At 70.6% G+C, this 18,344-nt stretch carries 15 protein-coding genes; 7 read left to right on the top strand and 8 right to left on the bottom strand.

Annotated elements, in window-relative coordinates; all coding sequences use genetic code 11:
* Nucleotides 1–257 precede the first annotated feature (257 nt).
* On the top strand, nucleotides 258–1,214 hold the full coding sequence (locus ACWC2B_RS08280; protein WP_450715657.1) for an SDR family NAD(P)-dependent oxidoreductase: 957 nt from the start codon (nucleotides 258–260) through the stop codon (nucleotides 1,212–1,214).
* Between the two features lie 46 nt (nucleotides 1,215–1,260).
* Here the strand turns inward: ACWC2B_RS08280 and ACWC2B_RS08285 are convergent, their stop codons facing one another.
* From ACWC2B_RS08285 to ACWC2B_RS08295, 3 genes are all read right to left on the bottom strand, one after another.
* Nucleotides 1,261–3,684: an ATP-binding cassette domain-containing protein gene (locus ACWC2B_RS08285; RefSeq protein ID WP_450715886.1), complete on the bottom strand. Its 2,424-nt coding sequence runs from the start codon at nucleotides 3,682–3,684 to the stop codon at nucleotides 1,261–1,263.
* Between the two features lie 198 nt (nucleotides 3,685–3,882).
* Nucleotides 3,883–4,245, bottom strand: coding sequence for a VOC family protein (locus ACWC2B_RS08290; RefSeq protein ID WP_450715658.1), 363 nt, complete (start codon nucleotides 4,243–4,245; stop codon nucleotides 3,883–3,885).
* Nucleotides 4,246–4,441: 196 nt separating this feature from the next.
* Nucleotides 4,442–4,693, bottom strand: a complete 252-nt coding sequence (locus tag ACWC2B_RS08295) for a DUF5133 domain-containing protein (protein WP_450715659.1) — start codon at nucleotides 4,691–4,693, stop codon at nucleotides 4,442–4,444.
* A gap of 245 nt (nucleotides 4,694–4,938) precedes the next feature.
* On the opposite strand from ACWC2B_RS08295, the gene ACWC2B_RS08300 reads away from it, so the two are divergent.
* A complete protein-coding gene (locus ACWC2B_RS08300; protein WP_450715660.1) occupies nucleotides 4,939–5,292 on the top strand; it encodes a PRC-barrel domain containing protein in 354 nt (117 codons plus the stop codon).
* Nucleotides 5,293–5,503: 211 nt separating this feature from the next.
* Entirely contained in the window at nucleotides 5,504–6,826 is a 1,323-nt protein-coding gene (locus ACWC2B_RS08305; protein ID WP_450715887.1) for an aldehyde dehydrogenase family protein, read from the top strand.
* Nucleotides 6,827–6,888: 62 nt separating this feature from the next.
* Here ACWC2B_RS08305 and ACWC2B_RS08310 read toward each other — a convergent pair whose 3' ends face one another.
* Nucleotides 6,889–7,806 (bottom strand): aminoglycoside phosphotransferase family protein, encoded by a 918-nt coding sequence (locus ACWC2B_RS08310; protein ID WP_450715661.1) that lies wholly within the window; start codon nucleotides 7,804–7,806, stop codon nucleotides 6,889–6,891.
* Nucleotides 7,807–7,955: 149 nt separating this feature from the next.
* On the opposite strand from ACWC2B_RS08310, the gene ACWC2B_RS08315 reads away from it, so the two are divergent.
* Nucleotides 7,956–9,884, top strand: coding sequence for a hypothetical protein (locus ACWC2B_RS08315; protein ID WP_450715662.1), 1,929 nt, complete (start codon nucleotides 7,956–7,958; stop codon nucleotides 9,882–9,884).
* A gap of 125 nt (nucleotides 9,885–10,009) precedes the next feature.
* On the opposite strand, the gene ACWC2B_RS08320 is transcribed toward ACWC2B_RS08315, so the two are convergent.
* Both ACWC2B_RS08320 and leuA read right to left on the bottom strand, forming a co-directional pair.
* A complete protein-coding gene (locus ACWC2B_RS08320) occupies nucleotides 10,010–10,819 on the bottom strand; it encodes an ABC transporter ATP-binding protein (RefSeq protein ID WP_450715663.1) in 810 nt (269 codons plus the stop codon).
* Between the two features lie 2 nt (nucleotides 10,820–10,821).
* Complete coding sequence (gene leuA / locus ACWC2B_RS08325; RefSeq protein WP_450715664.1) at nucleotides 10,822–12,612, bottom strand: 2-isopropylmalate synthase; 1,791 nt, start codon at nucleotides 12,610–12,612, stop codon at nucleotides 10,822–10,824.
* Nucleotides 12,613–12,794: 182 nt separating this feature from the next.
* Here leuA and ACWC2B_RS08330 point away from each other — a divergent pair, with 182 nt between their 5' ends.
* A complete protein-coding gene (locus ACWC2B_RS08330; protein ID WP_450715665.1) occupies nucleotides 12,795–13,484 on the top strand; it encodes a FadR/GntR family transcriptional regulator in 690 nt (229 codons plus the stop codon).
* 118 nt (nucleotides 13,485–13,602) lie between these two features.
* On the opposite strand, the gene ACWC2B_RS08335 is transcribed toward ACWC2B_RS08330, so the two are convergent.
* On the bottom strand, nucleotides 13,603–14,571 hold the full coding sequence (locus tag ACWC2B_RS08335; RefSeq protein WP_450715666.1) for a hypothetical protein: 969 nt from the start codon (nucleotides 14,569–14,571) through the stop codon (nucleotides 13,603–13,605).
* A 573-nt stretch (nucleotides 14,572–15,144) separates the two neighbouring features.
* Here ACWC2B_RS08335 and ACWC2B_RS08340 point away from each other — a divergent pair.
* Together ACWC2B_RS08340 and ACWC2B_RS08345 are read left to right on the top strand one after the other, a co-directional pair.
* Nucleotides 15,145–15,318 (top strand): CsbD family protein, encoded by a 174-nt coding sequence (locus tag ACWC2B_RS08340; RefSeq protein WP_450715667.1) that lies wholly within the window; start codon nucleotides 15,145–15,147, stop codon nucleotides 15,316–15,318.
* A gap of 414 nt (nucleotides 15,319–15,732) precedes the next feature.
* Entirely contained in the window at nucleotides 15,733–17,181 is a 1,449-nt protein-coding gene (locus ACWC2B_RS08345; RefSeq protein WP_450715668.1) for an MFS transporter, read from the top strand.
* 70 nt (nucleotides 17,182–17,251) lie between these two features.
* Here ACWC2B_RS08345 and ACWC2B_RS08350 read toward each other — a convergent pair whose 3' ends face one another.
* Nucleotides 17,252–18,151, bottom strand: a complete 900-nt coding sequence (locus tag ACWC2B_RS08350; RefSeq protein ID WP_450715669.1) for a bifunctional helix-turn-helix transcriptional regulator/GNAT family N-acetyltransferase — start codon at nucleotides 18,149–18,151, stop codon at nucleotides 17,252–17,254.
* Nucleotides 18,152–18,344: the final 193 nt, after the last annotated feature.

The raw sequence follows: 18,344 nt of genomic DNA on the forward strand, positions 1-18,344 counted from the left end.
AGTTCCTTCCGCATCCCGCGCAACGCGGCGGCTTGTGGAGGGGCCCGAACTCGCGGCACCCTGTGCGGCCGAGATCGTATAGGTATGTCGCGTTTCTCCCCGGTCGGCGCCGGCTGCCCGGCGTTTCGGCGCCCGGCACGTGGGTGCGTATCGGCGAGCTATCGGTGAGATGTCGGTCGGGAGTGTGAGGTTGAGGGCCCGCGGCCGAGGGGGAACCCGTCCGTCCGCGCCCCAAGACCCGGACTCAAGGAGCGTTCATGAAGGCCACAGCACCCCGGCACCAACCATGGGACGTGCGTCGACCGCCGCGCGCCGAGGGCAAGAACTTCCTGGTGACCGGTGGAAACGCCGGCATCGGTTACTTCGTCGCGGAGCAGCTCGCCGGAACCGGGGCCACCGTCGTCCTCGGCAGCCGGAACCCGGCGAAGGCAGAGGCCGCCGCGGCCTCGATCCAATCCCGGGTTCCTGGTGCGCGGATCCTCCAAGTGCGCCTGGATCTGGCCGAGTTGGCGTCCCTGCGGCGCTCCGTGGAGGCGCTGAAGCTGGACCGTCTCGACGCGGTGGTCCACAACGCCGGGGTGGCTCTCGACGATCCGCCGCGCCGCGAGACCCGGGACGGCCACGAGCTCATGTTCGCCACCAACCACCTCGGGCACCTCGCACTGACCCGATGGCTCGCACCTCTGCTGTCGGCGGCGCCGGCCGCCCGCATCGTGACGGTGGGCAGCTTCGCGGCGAAGTCCGAACGACTCGACCTGGACGACCTCCAATCCACCGAGGGCTACCGGCCCAAGCGCACATATGGACGGTCGAAGCTGGCCCAGATGCACTTCGGCCTCGAACTCGACCGCCGTCTGCGCGCGGTCGGCAGCCCGGTGACCAGCGTGGTGGTCCACCCCGGTGGCGCACTGGACTCGCTCACCCCCTCGCGGCCACCTGTTCAGGTGCGGACTTCCGGCGAGCGGCTGCGCGGCCTGCCCGCGGGTCTCGTCGTCCAGGGCAAGCACGCCGGGGCGTGGCCCGCGGTGAGAGCCGTCCTCGATCCGCGGATCGAGGGCGGCGAACTCTGGGGCCCGCGCGTCTTCGGCCTACGCGGCGAACCGCGGCGCGAGCCCCTGTGGAGCCATCTCACCGACACGGCGGTCGCAGCTCAACTCTGGGACGCCAGTTGCGACTTGGCGGACATCGACCCGAACCTCGGCCTCGTCGCATAGGGGGCACAGAGGGCACAGGGTCCACAGGGGGCATGCTCTGATCGCGTCACCCACCCACATACGCCGCCAGGTGCTCCCCCGTGAGCGTGGAGCGGGCGGCGACCAGCTCGGCCGGGGTTCCCTCGAAGACGACTTGGCCGCCGTCGTGGCCCGCGCCGGGGCCGAGGTCGATGATCCAGTCCGCGTGGGCCATGACCGCCTGGTGGTGCTCGACGACGATGACCGACTTGCCGGAGTCCACCAACCGGTCGAGCAGCCCGAGGAGTTGCTCGACGTCGGCGAGGTGCAGGCCCGTGGTCGGCTCGTCCAGGACGTACACACCGCCTTTGTCGCCCATGTGGGTCGCCAGCTTGAGCCGCTGCCGCTCGCCGCCGGACAGGGTGGTCAGCGGCTGGCCGATGGTGAGGTAGCCGAGCCCGACGTCCACGAGCCGTTCGAGGATGCGGTGTGCGGCCGGGGTGTGCGCCTCGCCCGCGCCGAAGAACTCCTCGGCCTCGGTCACCGACATCGCGAGCACCTCGCTGATGTCGCGGCCGCCGAGGTGGTAGTCGAGCACCGAGGCGTCGAACCGCTTTCCCTCGCAGTCCTCGCACGTGGTGGCCGTGCCCGCCATCATGCCGAGGTCGGTATAGATGACCCCCGCGCCGTTGCAGGTGGGGCAGGCGCCCTCGGAGTTGGCGCTGAACAGCGCCGGCTTCACGCCGTTGACCTTGGCGAACGCCTTGCGGATCGGGTCGAGCAGTCCGGTGTACGTGGCCGGGTTACTGCGCCGCGAGCCCTTGATCGGGCTCTGGTCGACCGAGATCACCCCTTCGCCGGCGGGGATCGAACCGTGCACGAGCGAGCTCTTGCCGGAACCGGCGACACCGGTGACGACCGTCAGCACGCCGAGCGGGATGTCGATGTCCACGTCACGCAGGTTGTTCGCCGTCGCGCCCCGGATCTTCAGCGCGTGGCTGAACTCGCGCACCGTCTCCTTGACGGTGGTCCGGTCGTCGAGGTGCCGCCCGGTGATGGTGCCACCGGCCCGCAACCCTTCGACGGTGCCCTCGAAGCAGACGGCGCCTCCCGCCGTACCGGCGCCGGGTCCGAGGTCCACGACATGGTCGGCGATGGCGATCATCTCCGGCTTGTGCTCCACGACGAGCACCGTGTTGCCCTTGTCCCGCAGGCGGAGCAGCAGCTCGTTCATCCGCTGGATGTCATGCGGGTGCAGGCCCGCGGTGGGCTCGTCGAAGACGTACGTGACATCGGTGAGCGAGGATCCGAGGTGGCGGATCATCTTGACGCGCTGCGCCTCACCGCCCGACAGGGTGCCCGCGGGCCGGTCGAGCGCCAGGTAGCCGAGGCCGATCTCGACGAACGAGTCGAGGGTCTGCTGAAGCGCGCTGAGCAGCGGCGCGACCATGGGGTATCCCCTGCTCGAAGAGCTTGGGGAAGGCTCCTTGAGGCCGCGTACCCACTCGGCCAGGTCGCGGATCTCCATCGCGCAGGCGTCCGCGATGCTGATCCGCTTGATCTTCGACGACCTGGCACCCTCGCTGAGCCGGGTGCCGTCGCACTCGGGGCAGACGGTGAAGGTGACCGCGCGCTCCACGAAGGCCCGGATGTGCGGTTGCAGCGCCTCCTTGTCCTTGGCCAGGAACGACTTCTGGATCTTGGGGATGAGCCCTTCGTAGGTGAGGTTCACCCCGTTGACCTTCACCTTGACCGGCTCCCCGTAGAGGAAGTCCCGCAGCTCCTTCTTGGTGTACTCGCGGATCGGCTTGTCGGGGTCGACGAAGCCGGACTGGGCGTAGACCTGCACGGTCCACTGGCTGTCCGACTTCCAGCCGGGGATGGTGAACGCGCCCTCGGAGAGCGACTTCGAGTCGTCGTACAGCTGGGTGAGGTCGATGTCGGAGACCGCGCCCCGGCCCTCGCAGCGCGTACACATGCCTCCGGTGCGGCTGAAGGTCGCCTTCCGCGCCTTGGTCTTGTTGCCGCGCTCGACGGTGATCGCACCGCTCGCCTTCACCGACGCGGTGTTGAAGGAGTACGCGCTGGGCGGGCCGATGTGCGGCTTACCGAGGCGGCTGAAGAGGATGCGCAGCATCGCGTTGGCGTCGGTGGCGGTGCCGACCGTGGAGCGCGGGTCGGCGCCCATCCGCTGCTGGTCGACGGTGATCACGGTGGTCAGGCCGTCGAGGACGTCGACCTCGGGCCGTGCGAGGGTCGGCATGAAGCCCTGCACGAAGGCGCTGTACGTCTCGTTGATCAGCCGCTGCGACTCGGCGGCGATCGTGTTGAACACCAGCGAGCTCTTGCCCGAGCCGGAGACCCCGGTGAACACCGTGAGGCGGCGCTTGGGGATCTGGATGCTGACGTCCTTGAGGTTGTTCTCACGCGCGCCGTGCACACGGATCATGTCGTGGCTGTCGGCGGCGTGCGGCGCGGGCGACTGTATGTCCGTCCTCTTGGCCATGCTGATCGCGTTCTCCATCTGTGGGACGGGCCGCCTGCGCGGTCTCCGCCGGTGTCGCCCGACTCGGCCCGCCCGGCGCTGCGCGCAGCTGCGAGCGGTACGTACGGTTCTACTTCGTCGCCGCGGCCGCGGCAATGGTCCGACGTGATCCGCGGGACCGGCCGGGGCGGCGCGGTGCCTCTCCGGCCGGCGTGCGGTCCGCGCTCATCGGTCCTGGAGCAGCCCGAGGACGTTGCCGTCGGGGTCGGTGAAGGTGGCCACCAGGCGGCCGCCGCCCACATCGCGCGTGGGGTCCTTCAGCTTCGCGCCGGCGGCCGTCACCTCGGCGAGCTTCGCCTCGATGTCCGGCACGTGCCAGTACGCCACCGGCCCGGCCATTCCCTGCTCCGCGCCGCCCGGTACCAGTCCGATCTGCTGGCCCTCGGCCTCGTATCCGACGTAGTACGGCTCGTCGCTCTGCGGCGCGACGCCGAGCAGAGCGGTGTACACGGCCTTGGCCGCCGCGAGGTCGGAGACGGGGTGCAGCACGGTCTTGATGCCCTGGGTGGAAGAGCCGGTGGTGGTCATGATCGCTCCTGGATTCGTGGGTCACACCGCCCCGGTGTGCCTCATGACGACCACGCTAATTGCGGCCCGGTAGCCGCGCTTCTCCATTCCTGACCGGTTCTGGCAGGTGCTGTCTTCCCTGCTCGACGACCGTGAGCGCGGGCCCCGGCCTCCACCAACGGTCAGGAATTTCAGACCGGGGCGTGGGCCTCGCTCGTCAGCGAGCCCCGTCGGGGGCCAGGGCGACGGCCGGCAGCGCCACGCCGCGGCTGTGTGCGAGGTAGCGCTCGGCCGCCTCCACCGCGGCGGGCATGCTCCGCTCCCCCATCAGGACGCACAGCGTGTACGCCGCGTCGTCCCGCGCCTGTCGCGCACGGGTGTCCCCCGGCGACTGGGCGGCCCTGCGTTCCCGGCTGCGCAGGAGGGCCAGGAGTTCATGGACGACGTAACGGTGGGGCGACAGCATCATCTGCTCCGGGATCGGACGAAGGACGAGGGGGTGTGGCGGTGTCGACGCCCCTCCGGGCGCCGGTGTCACCGTCGGAGGGTGGCCCGGCCCGGGAGCGGCTCCCATCGTGACCCGACGCCCCGCCATCCGCACCCCGGAGCATCACACGGAGTTACCGGTAGGCGCGCCGAGGTGCAGCGCTCCCGCCACCGACGTACGTTCACGGCAATCGGCGACGGCCCGTACCCGCGCGGCGGAGAGGCGACATGGTGAGCGACGAGATCTGGGAATACCGGCCAACTGCCGGATACAGGGCGGGAGTTGACCTCGTCGGCTACCGGGTGGAAGCCACCGACGGTCACATCGGGAAGATCGACAAGCACTCCGACGCGGTCGGTGCCGCGCACCTGGTGGTCGACACCGGAGTCTGGATCTTCGGCAGACACGTACTCCTGCCCGTCGGGACCATCGAGCGCATCGACGCCACCACGGAGACGGTCTACGTGGCCCGGACGCAGGACCAGATCAGAAGCGCTCCCGAGTACGACGCGGCCAAGCACGCCGGCGAGCCCTCCTACCTCGAACAGTTCGCGCGGTACTACGGCCAGCCCCGCATGTAGCCGAGCGAGCCGGTTCCGCCCCCAGCACCGGGGACCGTGAATGACGGGAGCCGTCCGCACGCGGACGCTCACCGAAAGTATTTTCCGCCGGCACGGAATTCACGGAATTATTGGCGAACCTCAATGGTTGGTGTATGCATCGAACTATTCGGCACGGCTCGACCTGCCCGCCCTCCCGGGCAGTCAGGCCGGCACTGACCAGCGAGGCACCGTGAACCACCACACCCCCGAGCAGCCCGCCGAGATCGTCGCCCGGCTGCGCGCCACCTTCCGATCCGGCCGCACCAAGCCCGTCGAGTGGCGCACCACCCAGCTGCGCCGACTGCGCGAGATGCTCACGATCCACGGTGCCGACCTCGCGCAGGCCCTGCACGCCGACCTCGGCAAGAGCTCGACCGAAGCCTTCCGTACCGAGATCGACTTCACCGTCCGCGAGATCGACCACACCCTGGAGCACCTCGCCGAGTGGCTGCGCCCGGAGTCCGCGCCGGTTCCCGCGCACCTCGGAGCGGACGCGACGGCCTGGACGCAGTACGACCCGCTGGGCGTGGTCCTCGTCATCGCCCCCTGGAACTATCCGGTCCAGCTCCTGCTGACGCCGATGCTCGGCGCGCTGGCCTCCGGCAACGCGGTCGTCGTCAAGCCCAGCGAGCTGGCCCCCGCCGCCTCCGCGGCCATCGCCCGGCTGCTGCCGCAGTACCTCGACACCGCCGCGGTCGCCGTCGCCGAGGGCGCCGTACCCGAGACCACCGCGCTGCTCGCCGAGCGCTTCGACCACATCTTCTACACCGGCAACGGCACGGTCGGCCGCATCGTGATGCGAGCCGCCGCCGAAAACCTCACCCCGATCACCCTCGAACTGGGCGGCAAGTCCCCGGCGTTCATCGACCGCGGCGCCGACCTGGCCGTCGTCGCCGACCGGCTGGCCCGGGGCAAGTTCCTCAACGCCGGCCAGACCTGTGTCGCACCCGACTACGTCCTGACCGACCCGGAAACCGCCCGCGCCCTGGAGCCGGAGTTCGTCCGCGCGGTCGAGGCCCTCTTCGGCCCCGAGCCGCAGAGTTCCAAGGAGTACGGCCGGATCGTCAACGAGCGGCACTTCGACCGGCTCGGCTCGCTGCTCGACTCGGGCCGCGCCGTGACCGGCGGCGCCGCCGACCGGGCCACCAAGTACATCGCGCCCACCGTCCTGGCCGACGTCGACCCCACGTCCCCGGTCATGAGGGAGGAGATCTTCGGCCCGATCCTGCCGATCGTCACCGTGGCGGGCCTGGACGAGGCCATCGGGTTCATCAACGACCGCGACAAGCCGCTGGCCCTGTACGCCTTCACCGACTCGGACACCACGCGTGAGCGCCTGGCCGCCGAGACGTCGTCGGGAGGGCTCGGGTTCGGCCTGCCGCTCGCCCATCTGACGGTCTCCGACCTGCCGTTCGGCGGGGTCGGCGAGAGCGGCATGGGCAGCTACCACGGCCGCTACTCGATCGAGACGTTCAGCCACCGCAAGTCCGTACTGGAGAAGCCGCTCGGCTGAGCCGCCGTACTGTGCCCTGGAGAGGTCGACGGCCCGGCCGGGGCACAGCCACGAACCCTCAACTACCGTATACAGAGCGCCTGTTGGTCACCCAGCACCTCGCGGATCACATGGCGGGCGTTGTGCGCCATCGCCGGGTTCGTCGTGCGGTAGTAGGGCAGCGCGACGACGGCCTGCGACAGTGTCCGCGCCCGGCCGCGGTTCCAGGTCGCGTCGTCCACGCCGACCGCCTCACGGAAGACTTCCCTCGCCTCGGCCGGGAGCAGGTTCCATGCGGGGAACAGATCGCAGGCCGGGTCGCCCATCCCCAGGCACCCGAAGTCGATCACTCCGGTGAGCCGGCCGGCGTCCACCAGAAGGTTGCCCGGCATGAGATCGGCGTGCAGCCACACCGGCGGGCCGTCCCAGGCGGGGGCCCGCATGGCGTCCTCCCATACGGCCGTCACCGCATCGCAGTCGACGCCTTCCGCCGGGATGTCACGCAGTTGGCCGATCGCCGCACGAGTATCGGTGTCGAGCAAGCCAAGTGGCCCTCCACGATGGGCTGTTGGCGCCCCCGACAGGTCGATGCGCCGCATCGCCGTCACGAACCCGGCGAGATCCCTGGCGAGCGGCACGGGCTCGGTGAGCGCCCCCGCCTCGGGGTTCTTTCCTCTCAGCCACCGATACACCGACCACGGCCAGGGATACCCCTCGGCGGGCTCCCCGACGCCGACCACCTCGGGAAGCGCGGTGGGCAGCAGGGGCGCGAGGCGCGGCAGCCACTCCTGTTCCAGCAGTACGTCCGAGGCTCCGCCCTTGATCAGCGGCAGCCGTACGACCATGTCGTCGCCCAGCCGGTACATGGCGTTGACGGTCCCACCGGACGGAACCCGCCGCACCGCGAGCCCGGCCCACTGCGGCATCTGCCCGGCGACAAGCCGTCGTACGAGGTCGTCGTCCGGGGCGTGTTGGCCGGGGTGCATCTGTGCTGCGCTCATGGCCCGCCATCCCACCGCCGGATGCGGCCCGCGGTCAAACCGTTTTGCGACGGTGGGGCCCTGGTCCGGGCGGTTCGGACCCTACGGATAGCCTCTGCGCTCGACACGGTCCTGGTTTCGGACACAGGCTTTCAGGTGGGGAGTGGGGCATGCAGCACCCGGAGTGCGGCGACGAACGGCTGGCGGCGGAGGGAGAGGTGTCCGTCGCTCGGCTCGCCCTGCACAGCGATGACCTGCCCCATGCGGCAAAGCACCTGGCGGACGCCATGCTCGGCGAGCCGCAACTGCCCGAGTTGCACGAGGCCCTGGCCGAGCTGTGCGCGAAGGCGGGCGGCGCGGCCGCGGCCCGGGACCTCTTCCCGCTCGAAGGGGAGATGTACCTGGGCACGCTGGTGTGCCGGGCCCATGTCGAGGCGGCCGCCGGGGACCGGGACACCGCGGTCGGGCTCATCGCCTCGGCCATCGGCTTCGCCCCGGGCACGCCGTGGGCCGACACGGCGTGGCTCACCGATCCCGAACTGGCGGAACTGCTCGACCCGGACGCGCTGGCGCAGTCGGTGACGCGGGTCGCGGGTCATCTGCCGGACCCCCTGCCCAAGGACCAGCGGCCCGCGGTGCGGCCGTTCGAGCAGCTGGTACGAGCCGTCGCCGCCCGGCACCCCGGCCACGTCCCGCTGTCGGCGATGGCCTCCGGCCTCGTCCGGCGGCTCGGCGACACGGCCGAGGCCGTCCGGCTCGCCGAGCACGCCCAGCGGACCGGTCCCGGATATCTGCCCTCCGTGATGCTCGGCAACGCACTGCGCTCGGACGACCGTCCCGACGAGGCCCTCGCGGTCTGGGAAGCGCAGTTGGCTCGGGAGTTCGACCACTACCTGGCGGTCGATGTGGCCGAGGTGTACGGCGCCACCGGGCGCCCGGGCGAGGGACTGCCCTGGCTGGAGCGAGCCCTGGCCGCCGATCCGGACCACCCCAAGGCGGCCCCCGCCCTGCACGGCCTGCGTCACCAGCTCGACGGCGACACGGCGCATCTGCTCGCTCTGTCCGACCATCACCGCGCTCACCCCGACCACGACTACGCGGCCGACGTGCTGGCCCGGTTCAGTCGACAGCGGCCCTGGCTGGGCATGGTCCACCCCGCCATGGAGGCGACCGTCAACGTCCTCCACCAGTTCCTGAACTCGTCCAGCTGCAACCGGGACAGCGAACTCGCCTGTACAGCCTCCCAGTTGGAGCCGCCCAGCTCGCAGCTGGCGATGCGCCTCGCCTTCCCGCGCGCCACGGTCGAGTACCAGTCGCTGCCCGAGCCCGACCCGCGCCGGCCTCTGCGCGAAGTCGGCACACGGATATGGGAGTACGACGGTCTCGTCCCACGCCCCGCCGTCCCGGCCCCGTCGGCACAGGCGGCCGAACTGATCCGAGCCACCGCCGAGATCAGATGGCCCACCCTGCCCGCGGCGTACGACCACGCGGTCCGGCTCGCCGGCCTTCCGCTCGCCGACCTCCTCGGCGCCCTCGCGCACCCGCCCGCGCCGCGCGAGGACGAGTTGGGGCGCGCTCTCCTCGCCCATCAGCCCGAGCTCTGGGTCCGCGCCGTCCAGGCCTTCGCCTGCCTCGGCATCGCGCACCACCGCACGGACCAGCCCTGGGCGGAGTCCGAGCGCCGCCAAGTGCTGCTCGACCTGCTCCTCGGCTCCGAGGACTGGGTCAACGAGGCGGCCGCCTTCGCCCTGGTCGCCATCGCCTGGACCAACCCCGACACGCGTGCCGACATCGGGACGCAGTTGCTGGAGCGACTCCTGGACGTGGGCACCAGCACCCGACAGCGCGAGGTGACGATCCTGCAGTCGATCTGCGCGCTGACGCTCTGCTGCCCCTGGATGGACGCGTCCGCACTGGACCTGGCCCGCGTCATGGCCGCACGCGACGCCGAGGAAGACGCGGGGATCACCGGAGAGCTCGAACCGGCACAACCGCGACCGGTCGACAACGGCACCGCCGAACCGGACCACCGGCACCGTCCCACCGCACCGGCCGCGGACCGCCCGGGCCGCCTGAAGCGGCTCTTCGGCCGCGGCTGAGAGGGCGTCGCGGAACAGCGGCGAGGCTCCTTGTCAGTGCCGCCTCGTACGCCGCCGGGATGACAGGGATCACCTCCGTACAGGGGTGCACGCACGCCCGCCAGCGTGCACCCCTCGCCCCCCCATCAGCCCACTCGCTCCCGGGCCGCCCGGCCCGCCCGCACGTTCCAGCGGCCGGCCGCGCGGGTGAGGTGGATGGGATGGGCGAAGCACGTGCTCACCCCCTCGCTGGTCAGGACTTCGTCCGCCGGGCCGGAGGCCAGGGCGCGGCCCTCGCGCAGGAGCATCACATGGGTCGTGCCCGGCGGGAGCTCCTCCAAATGGTGGGTGACCAGGACCGATGACATCTCCTGGTCCGCGAGTTGGAGGGCGTCGACGCGCTCGATGAGCTGCTCCCGTCCGGCGACGTCGAGGCCGGTCGCGGGCTCGTCGAGCAGGAGCAGTCGCGGCCCGGGCATGAGCGCCCGCGCGATCAGCGCCCGGCCCCTCTCGCCCTGGGACAGGGTCGGCCACCGTGCCTCACGGCGTTCACCGAGGCCGAGCAGGGTGATCAGTTCCCCGGCCCTCGCGGCCTGCTCCGCCGTGGGCGTCCAGCGCGGCACCCACTCGCTCGTGTTCGTCAGCCCGGTCAGCACCACGTCACGGACGCTGAGCGCGGAGCGCAGCGGATGCCGTGGGTCGACATGCCCGATGTATGTGCGCAGTTGGCGCAGGTCGACTCGGCCCAGTGCGTGCCCCAGCACCTCGACCGTGCCCCGGGTGGGATGGACGAGGGCACCCAGCAGGCTGAGCAGGGTGCTCTTGCCCGCGCCGTTGGCGCCGAGCAGCGCCCAGTGCTCTCCCGGCCGTACGGTCAGCGACACGTCGCGCAGAATCGGATTGCCGTCGCGGACGACGTCGACGTTGTTCACCCGGATCACGGGGGTCGCGCCCATGGTCAGCTCCGCCCGGCGCGGTTCACGGCGGCCATGACCGCATGCACCGAAGCGGACAGGATGGAGGTGTCCCAGCCCGCACCCCAGTACACGTCGTCGCCCACCCGGCACTCGGCGTAGCTGACGGCGGGGCTGCCCGGCCCGGTGCCCGTGGAGTGCTCGGCGTAGGTGAGGATGTCGACGCCGATCCCGGCCGTCGCGAGGGCATCGGCGAGGGCCGACAGCGGGCCGTTGCCCGTTCCGTGCAGCGTGCGCTCCTCGCCGTCCATGCGCAGGACGCATGTGAACTCGTGCCGGCCCGGCCGGACTTCACCCGTTTCCCAGGAGGCCAGGGTGAGGGAGCCGTCCGCGCCGGGTGTGATGTAGGTGGTTCGGAACAGTTCCCACAGGTCCTTGTGGGAGAGTTCCCGGCCGCCGGCGTCGGTGGCCCGCTGCACCGTGCGGGAGAAGTCCGGACGCATGGCCTTGGGCAGGTCCAGGCCGTGGTGGGTGCGGAGCAGATGGGCGATACCGCCCTTGCCGGACTGGGAGTTGATGCGGATGACTTCCTCATACGTACGCCCGATGTCGCTCGGGTCGATGGGCAGATACGGGACCTCCCACGGTGCCTCCCGCTCCGGGACACCCAGCTCCACCGCCCGCTTCGTGTGGTGGGCCATGCCCTTGGAGATGGCGTCCTGGTGCGTTCCGGAGAAGGCGGTGTGGACGAGGTCGCCGCCGTAGGGGTGGCGCGGGTGGACCGGGAGCCGGTTGCAGTGCTCGACCACCTCGCGCACGGCGTCGATGTCCGAGAAGTCGATCATCGGGTTCACGCCCTGCGCGTACAGGTTCAGGGCCAGCGTGACCAGGTCCACGTTCCCGGTCCGCTCACCGTTGCCGAACAGGCAGCCCTCCACGCGCTGCGCCCCGGCCAGGACGGCGAGTTCGGCGCAGGCGACACCGGTTCCGCGGTCGTTGTGGGGGTGCACGGAGAGGATGACCGAGTCGCGCCGGGCCAGGTGGCGGTGCATGTACTCGATCTGGTCCGCGTACACGTTGGGGGTGGCGATCTCGACCGTGGCCGGCAGGTTGTGCACCACCGGCCGGTCGGGGCTCGCCTCCCACAGCTCGGTCATGCTGTCGCAGACCTCCAGCACGAAGTCCGGCTCCGTGAGGTTGAAGACCTCGGGTGAGAACTCGAACCGGACGTCGGCGCCGGGCAGTTGCTCGGCGCGCCGCATCAGGTGGGTGCCCGCGTCCAGGATCAGTTGGTGCACCTCGGTCCGGGAGCGCCCGAGGACCACGTCCCGCCATACCGGCGCGGTGGCGGTGTAGAGGTGGACCAGGGTGCGGGGCAGCCCCTCGACGGAGTCGATGGTGCGGTCGATCAGGTCGCGGCGGGCCGGGGTGAAGACGGAGACGGTCACGTCCTCGGGTACGGCGCCGCTCGTTGCCAGATGGCGTACGAAGTCGAAGTCGGTCCGGCTCGCCGAGGGGTAGCCCACCTCGATCTCCTTGAACCCCATGGTGACCAGGAGGTCGAACATCCGGCGCTTGCGCTCGGTGTCCATTGGTTCGGCGAGCGCCTGGTTGCCGTCGCGCAGGTCGACCGGCACCCACAGCGGGGCCGCCTGGAGCTGCCGCGACGGCCAGGTCCGATCGGTCGGCGGCAGCGCGACCCGGTCGTGCGCGGGCCGGTAGCGGTGGTGCGGCATCGCGCTCGGGCGCTGCGGATTCCAGGCCGGAGCGCCCTGCGGTACGGCGCCGGACGGCGTGCGGAGCGTGGGAAACGTCCTCGTGCTGGACGAATTCATGAGACGGAGCTTCTTTCGGTCGGCCAGGTGGCGACCGGCGCAGCCAGACACCCGCTGCGGGGTGCCGGTCGTGTCAGACCCCGCAGCGGCGGCCGAGGAGGAGCTCGCGCAGCAACATGCCGGTACAGTAACCACAGTTGAACTCCTCAGACAACCTGAGAACTGAAAGAAGGTGACCCCGGATGCCGTTGGGTGCTCTGCGGCCAACTCCCTTGGTCGAGCAGGCCACTGACCGGCTGCGCGACCAGATCGTCGGGGAGGAGTGGCCCGTCGGGACGAAGCTCCCCGGCGAGACCTCCCTCGCGCAGATGCTCGGCGTGGGACGCTCGACGGTGCGCGAGGCCCTGCGCGCACTGGCCGGGGCGGGTCTTGTACAGGCGCGCCAAGGCTCCGGCGTCTTCGTCATCGCCACCAGGCCCAAGGAGGACTGGGCCACCCAGCTCCGCCGCGCGGCCGTGGCCGATGTCTACGAGGTCCGTATGGTCATGGAGGTCGAGGCGGCTCAACTGGCGGCCCGGCGGCGCACAGATGAGGATCTCGGCGCCCTCGCATCGGCGCTGGCCGGGCGTCGCAGCGCCGTGAGCGGCAGCGACGCGGAGTTCGTCGACGCCGACATCGCCCTGCACGCCGCGGTGGTCGCCGCAGCGCACAACCCCGTTCTCACTGCCCTGTTCACCGAATTCGTCCCCGCGCTGCGCCAGGGCCTGATCGACCTGGTGGAGCTCCTCGACCTGAGGACCGACGAGCCGAACCACGGGGAGGCAGGGCATGCCGCCCTCGTGGACGCCATCGCCGAGGGCGACGCCGAGGCGGCAGGACGCACTCTGCGGGAGGAGCTGCGCCGGACGTTGGCTCAGCTCCAAGCGGTCTGAGCCCGGCCCGGCTGTTCGAGGAGCAGCGGCTCCACCTGGCCACTGGAGCCGACGCCGCCGGCTCCAGCGACCTGCCGCTCGGACGCCGGCGAGGGGACGGAGCCCGCCCTCCACGGAACTACCTGTGCGCACCAGGCCGGGCGCGGTCGACGACAGGCCGCAGGCCGGCCCCGAGTTCGGCACGGATCCGGGATCGCAGGGGTGGGCGCTTGCCCGACGCGCCGAAGCGCGCGAAGTGGGGTTCGCCCTGGGGCCCGTACCAGATCGCCCCCTTGAACACCGTCTCGTGGACGGGTCTGCCGGTGGGGTCCGGCGGCCAGTCGGGAAGTTCGAGACACGGCGTGCCGTCCGGGCGCCTGGGCATCGTCGCGCGGACCCGGTCGAGGAACGTCCCGTACTCACCCGGGTCCATCGGCACCAGCACGACGAGGCGCTGCGGCGGCAGCTTGCGGGCGGCCTCGCCGACCTCCCACAGGACCCCCGCGGTCAGCCCGGCCGTGAGCACCACGAGCCTTGATCTGCCCATGAGTTGGCTCACGGTGTCCTGCCAGTCGTCCAGCGGCAGGTAGAGCCGTCGGGCCCCCGCCAGAGGGAGGCGCTCACCCGGTTCGCCGACCGCGACGACCGGGGCGACCGGCGCCAGCACCCGGGTCAGCTGCTCCTCTTCCGTCAGCCCGGAGACGTACGCGAAGGAGAAGAGGCTCGCGATGCCCCGCACACGGGATTCCTCAAGGCCGGCTCGGCGACGGTCGTCCTCGAAGGAGCGCAGATACAGAACGAACGACCCCGCCGCCAGGTCAGCGGCACGGACGGGTCCCGCGCGTCGCCGTCGGCCGTGCACCCCCGCCTGCTGGCCGAGCAGGAAGAGCACGCCTCCACCGGCCAGAAGGAGGGGAAACACCAGGTATGTCTGCCACCAAGGGGTGGGCACGGAGAAGGGGCCGGGATGGGACGCGGACTTCCAGCGGCCGTAGCCGACGACCGCGCAGACGATCCCCACGACACGCAGCACCCAGCCGCTCACCGTGAACAGCGCGGCCGACATCGAGGTGCGCCCCGCCCGGCCCGTATCGCGCACTGCGGCCATCCCCCTCCCCCGTCCTCACCACCAGCATGCGCCACCCCGGCCGCATTCGTCAGCGGCCGGAACGGGCCGAAGTGGGCTTCGGCACAAGGCAGTTCAGGTCGCGGAACGCCGACACCCCACGGGGCTCGCCGCACGTCTTGCCAACCTCGGTGAGGTCCGGACGCTCTTCCTCGAACGGCTCCAGCGCCAGGTGCACGCCTCCGGCGACGCGGATCCGCTCGCGCTGTACGAGGAGGTGAGCGGGTACCCGGCACTCCCGGGCGAGGACGCGGCCGAGCCCGGGGATCCGGCGGTGCGGCCGAGCCCGATCCAGGCGCCGCTGCGGGTGCGCACCCCGTTCGGCGAGCTGTCCCTGTTCGGCACCATGGCCACGTTCGGAGCCCCGGCCGACGTGACACTGTCGGAACTGGCCATAGAGCTGTTCTACCCGCTCGACGAGTTCACCGCCCGGGCCCTGCGGGCATTGTCCGAGCCGCCACCATCTTTTACTCAGTCCACCCGTTTGAGATCCGCTGGAACGGCGATGCGTATCCATGTCGGATTACGCGATCGACCGCATGTGGAGGTATTTCCATGTCGAGCGAAGAGAAGGCCAAGGCAAAGGCCGAGCAGGCCAAGGGCAAGGCAAAGGAAGCGCTCGGCCGCATGGTGGGCAACGAGCGCCGCACCGCGGAGGGGCGTATCGACCAGGCCAAGGGCGACGCCCGTCAGGCCAAGGAGAAGGCCAAGGACGCCTTCGAGGACTGAGCCATCGGCTGCAGGCTGTGAGCTGATGAATGCCCAGCGCAACGAGCGTGGCGCGGAGGTGCGCGTCACGCTCGCGCTTGTGGCCGCCACTCGCGTTTTGAGTGGCCGAAAAACGCGCTCGCATTTCCGGAGTTGGAAAGCCGTGCAGGGATCCGACCACGGAGCTGTGAATTCGCGTCGGCCTCCGGCGACGCGATCGATGGACAACTCGGCCGGGAATCCAGTGGATTCGGCCACCTCCTCCCGGGGCACCCCAGCTCCTGGAGTCCCTTTTGCTGCGATGGGGGACCTAAGCCCCGTGGCCGCTCCGGGGCTTAGGTCCGGCGACTGGGGACTTTCACCGCGCAACCGCGTCGCGCCGAGGTAGTTCCATGTAGAGCGCACCCTTCTGTTCCCTGATGAAAGAGTCGCTGCGTGCTGAGCACCGAGGATCATCCGCCCGAGGCAGTCGCCAGGCACCGTTCGCTGTTCCGGGCGGTCCACCGCAGACGGAATCCCGTACTGCGGCGCTCGGACATCACCGTCACGGACGAGGCCGCCGTCAAACGCGCGGTCAAAGCCACGGCGCTGGGCAACGCCATGGAGTGGTTCGACTTCGGCGTGTACTCCTACCTCGCCGTGATCATCGGCAAGGTCTTCTTCTCCGGCGCCGGCGACACCATGCAGGTCATCGCGTCCCTTGCGACGTTCGCCGCCGCGTTCCTGGTCAGGCCGCTCGGCGGCATGTTCTTCGGACCGCTCGGCGACCGGGTCGGCCGGAAGAAGATCCTGGCCCTCACCATGATCATGATGGCTGCCGCGACGCTGTCCATCGGCCTGATCCCCAGCTACGCGACCATCGGTGTGTGGGCGCCCGTCCTGCTGATCCTGTGCCGCATGGTCCAGGGCTTCTCGACCGGCGGTGAGTACGGCGGGGCCGCCACGTTCATCGCGGAGTACGCGCCCGACAAGCGGCGCGGGTTCTGGGGCTCCTTCCTGGAGTTCGGCACGCTGATCGGCTACACCGTGGCCGCCTCGCTCGTGACCGCTCTCACCCTGCTGCTCAGCGACGACGCGATGCAGCAGTGGGGCTGGCGGATCCCGTTCCTGGTGGCGGGGCCGCTCGGGCTCGTCGGCCTCTACCTGCGCCTGAGGCTCGACGAGTCACCCGCGTTCAAGAAGCTGGAGGAGGCGGGCTCCACCACCGCCGGACACGAGAAGGTGCCGCTCAAGCGCATCCTCTTCGGCAACGGGCGGGCGATGCTGCTGTGCCTGGCGCTGGTCGCCGCGTTCAACATCACCGACTACATGCTGCTCTCGTACATGCCGACATACCTCTCGACGCTCGGCTTCGACGAGACGGGCGGGCTGATGTCCATCGTGGTCGTGATGATCGTGCTGATGGCGCTCATCAACTCCGTGGGGCGGCTCTCCGACCGGGTCGGCCGCAGGCCGGTTCTCATCGGCGGCTCGCTCGGCTTCATCGTGCTCGCGGTGCCCAGCTTCCTGCTGATCAAGCAGGGCGGTACGGCCGCGGTCTTCGCAGGGCTCCTCGCACTCGGCCTCGCGCTGGTCTGCTACCTGGGCACGATGTCCTCGGCGCTGCCCGCGCTCTTCCCGACCGCGATCCGCTACGGCTCCCTCTCCATCGGGTTCAACATCTCGGTGTCGCTGTTCGGCGGCACGACGCCGCTGGTGGTCCAGGGGCTGATCGGAGCCACCGGCAACGACCTGATGCCCGCGTTCTACACGATGCTGGCCGGACTGGTCGGGCTGGTGGCCGCGCTCGCCATGAAGGAGACGGCGCGCAAGCCGCTGGAGGGTTCCCCGCCCTCGGTGGCAACCGAGGAGGAGGCGGCTGAGCTGGTCGCGGCACAGTACTGATCATCACCGGAGCGGCTCATGCCCCGTGCTCCAGAGCGTTTGACGGGACAGGGACAGGGCCGGCGCCACCTCACCGCGCGGAGGGCCCGGAGATGTGTTTCTCGAACCAATGGTGGGCGTAGGGCTCGTCGTTGAAGGCGGGAACCTCCTCGAAGCCGCACGCGTGGTACAGGCCGATCGCGGCGCTGAGTGCCTTGTTGGTGTCCAGGCGCAGTACGTCACGGCCGTACTCGGCGGCGCGTGCCTCCAGCTCGGTCAGGAACCGGCGGCCGAGGCCGAGGCCCCGCGCGGCGGGCGCGACCCACATGCGTTTGATCTCGGCCGGGGCACCGGCCGGCAGCTTCAGACCGGCACAGCCGATGGGCTCGCCGTGCATGCGGGCGACGAGGAACAGGCCGTGCGGAGGCCGGAGTTCACCGGCGTCGGGCAGCAGGCTCAGGTTCGGGTCGAAGCCCGTGTCGAACCGCTCCTGCAATTCGGTGAAGTACGAGCGCAGACAGTGCTTGGCGTCGGGGCTGTCCGGGTCGACGACGTCCACCATGACCGTCGCGGCGGTGAGCAACCGGTCGACCTCGGCCATGGCCTCGACCAGGCGGGCTCGCTGAGCGGTGTTGAGCGGCTCAAGGAGGGAGCCCGCCAGCTCGTCGCTGCGCCGGTCGAGCACGGCCCGTTCGGCGCGGCCCGCGTCGGTGAGCCGGACGGTACGCACACGCCGGTCCTGCGGCTGCGGCTCGACCGTCACCAGGCCGTCGCTCTCCAGGGAACGCAGCAGCCGGCTGACGTACCCGGAGTCGAGCCCGAGGCGCTCGCGCAGTCCTCGTACGTCCTGCCCCTGCTCGCCGATCTCCCAGAGCAGCCGAGCCTCGCCGATGGGGCGGTCGCGGCCCAGATAGCGGTCGTGGAGCACCCCCACGCGTTCGGTGACGGTGCGGTTGAAACGGCGTACGCGCTCGATCTGCCCTGCGTCCATTCTCTGACCATAGTCAGAGAATGGACGGGTGGCCAGTGCTGGGCAGGGGGCGCCCGAGATCAAGCTCGGCCATGGGTGCATAAATCCAGCGTGCTGCTTACACCACCGCCGGGATCACTCCCGGCCGCCGGGGTTCGAACCCGGACCACTGAACCCCGAAGTACCCATCTCCTACGCACCGGGCGCCCCTGCC

The sequence above is a fragment of the Streptomyces sp. NPDC001415 genome (assembly GCF_053597395.1).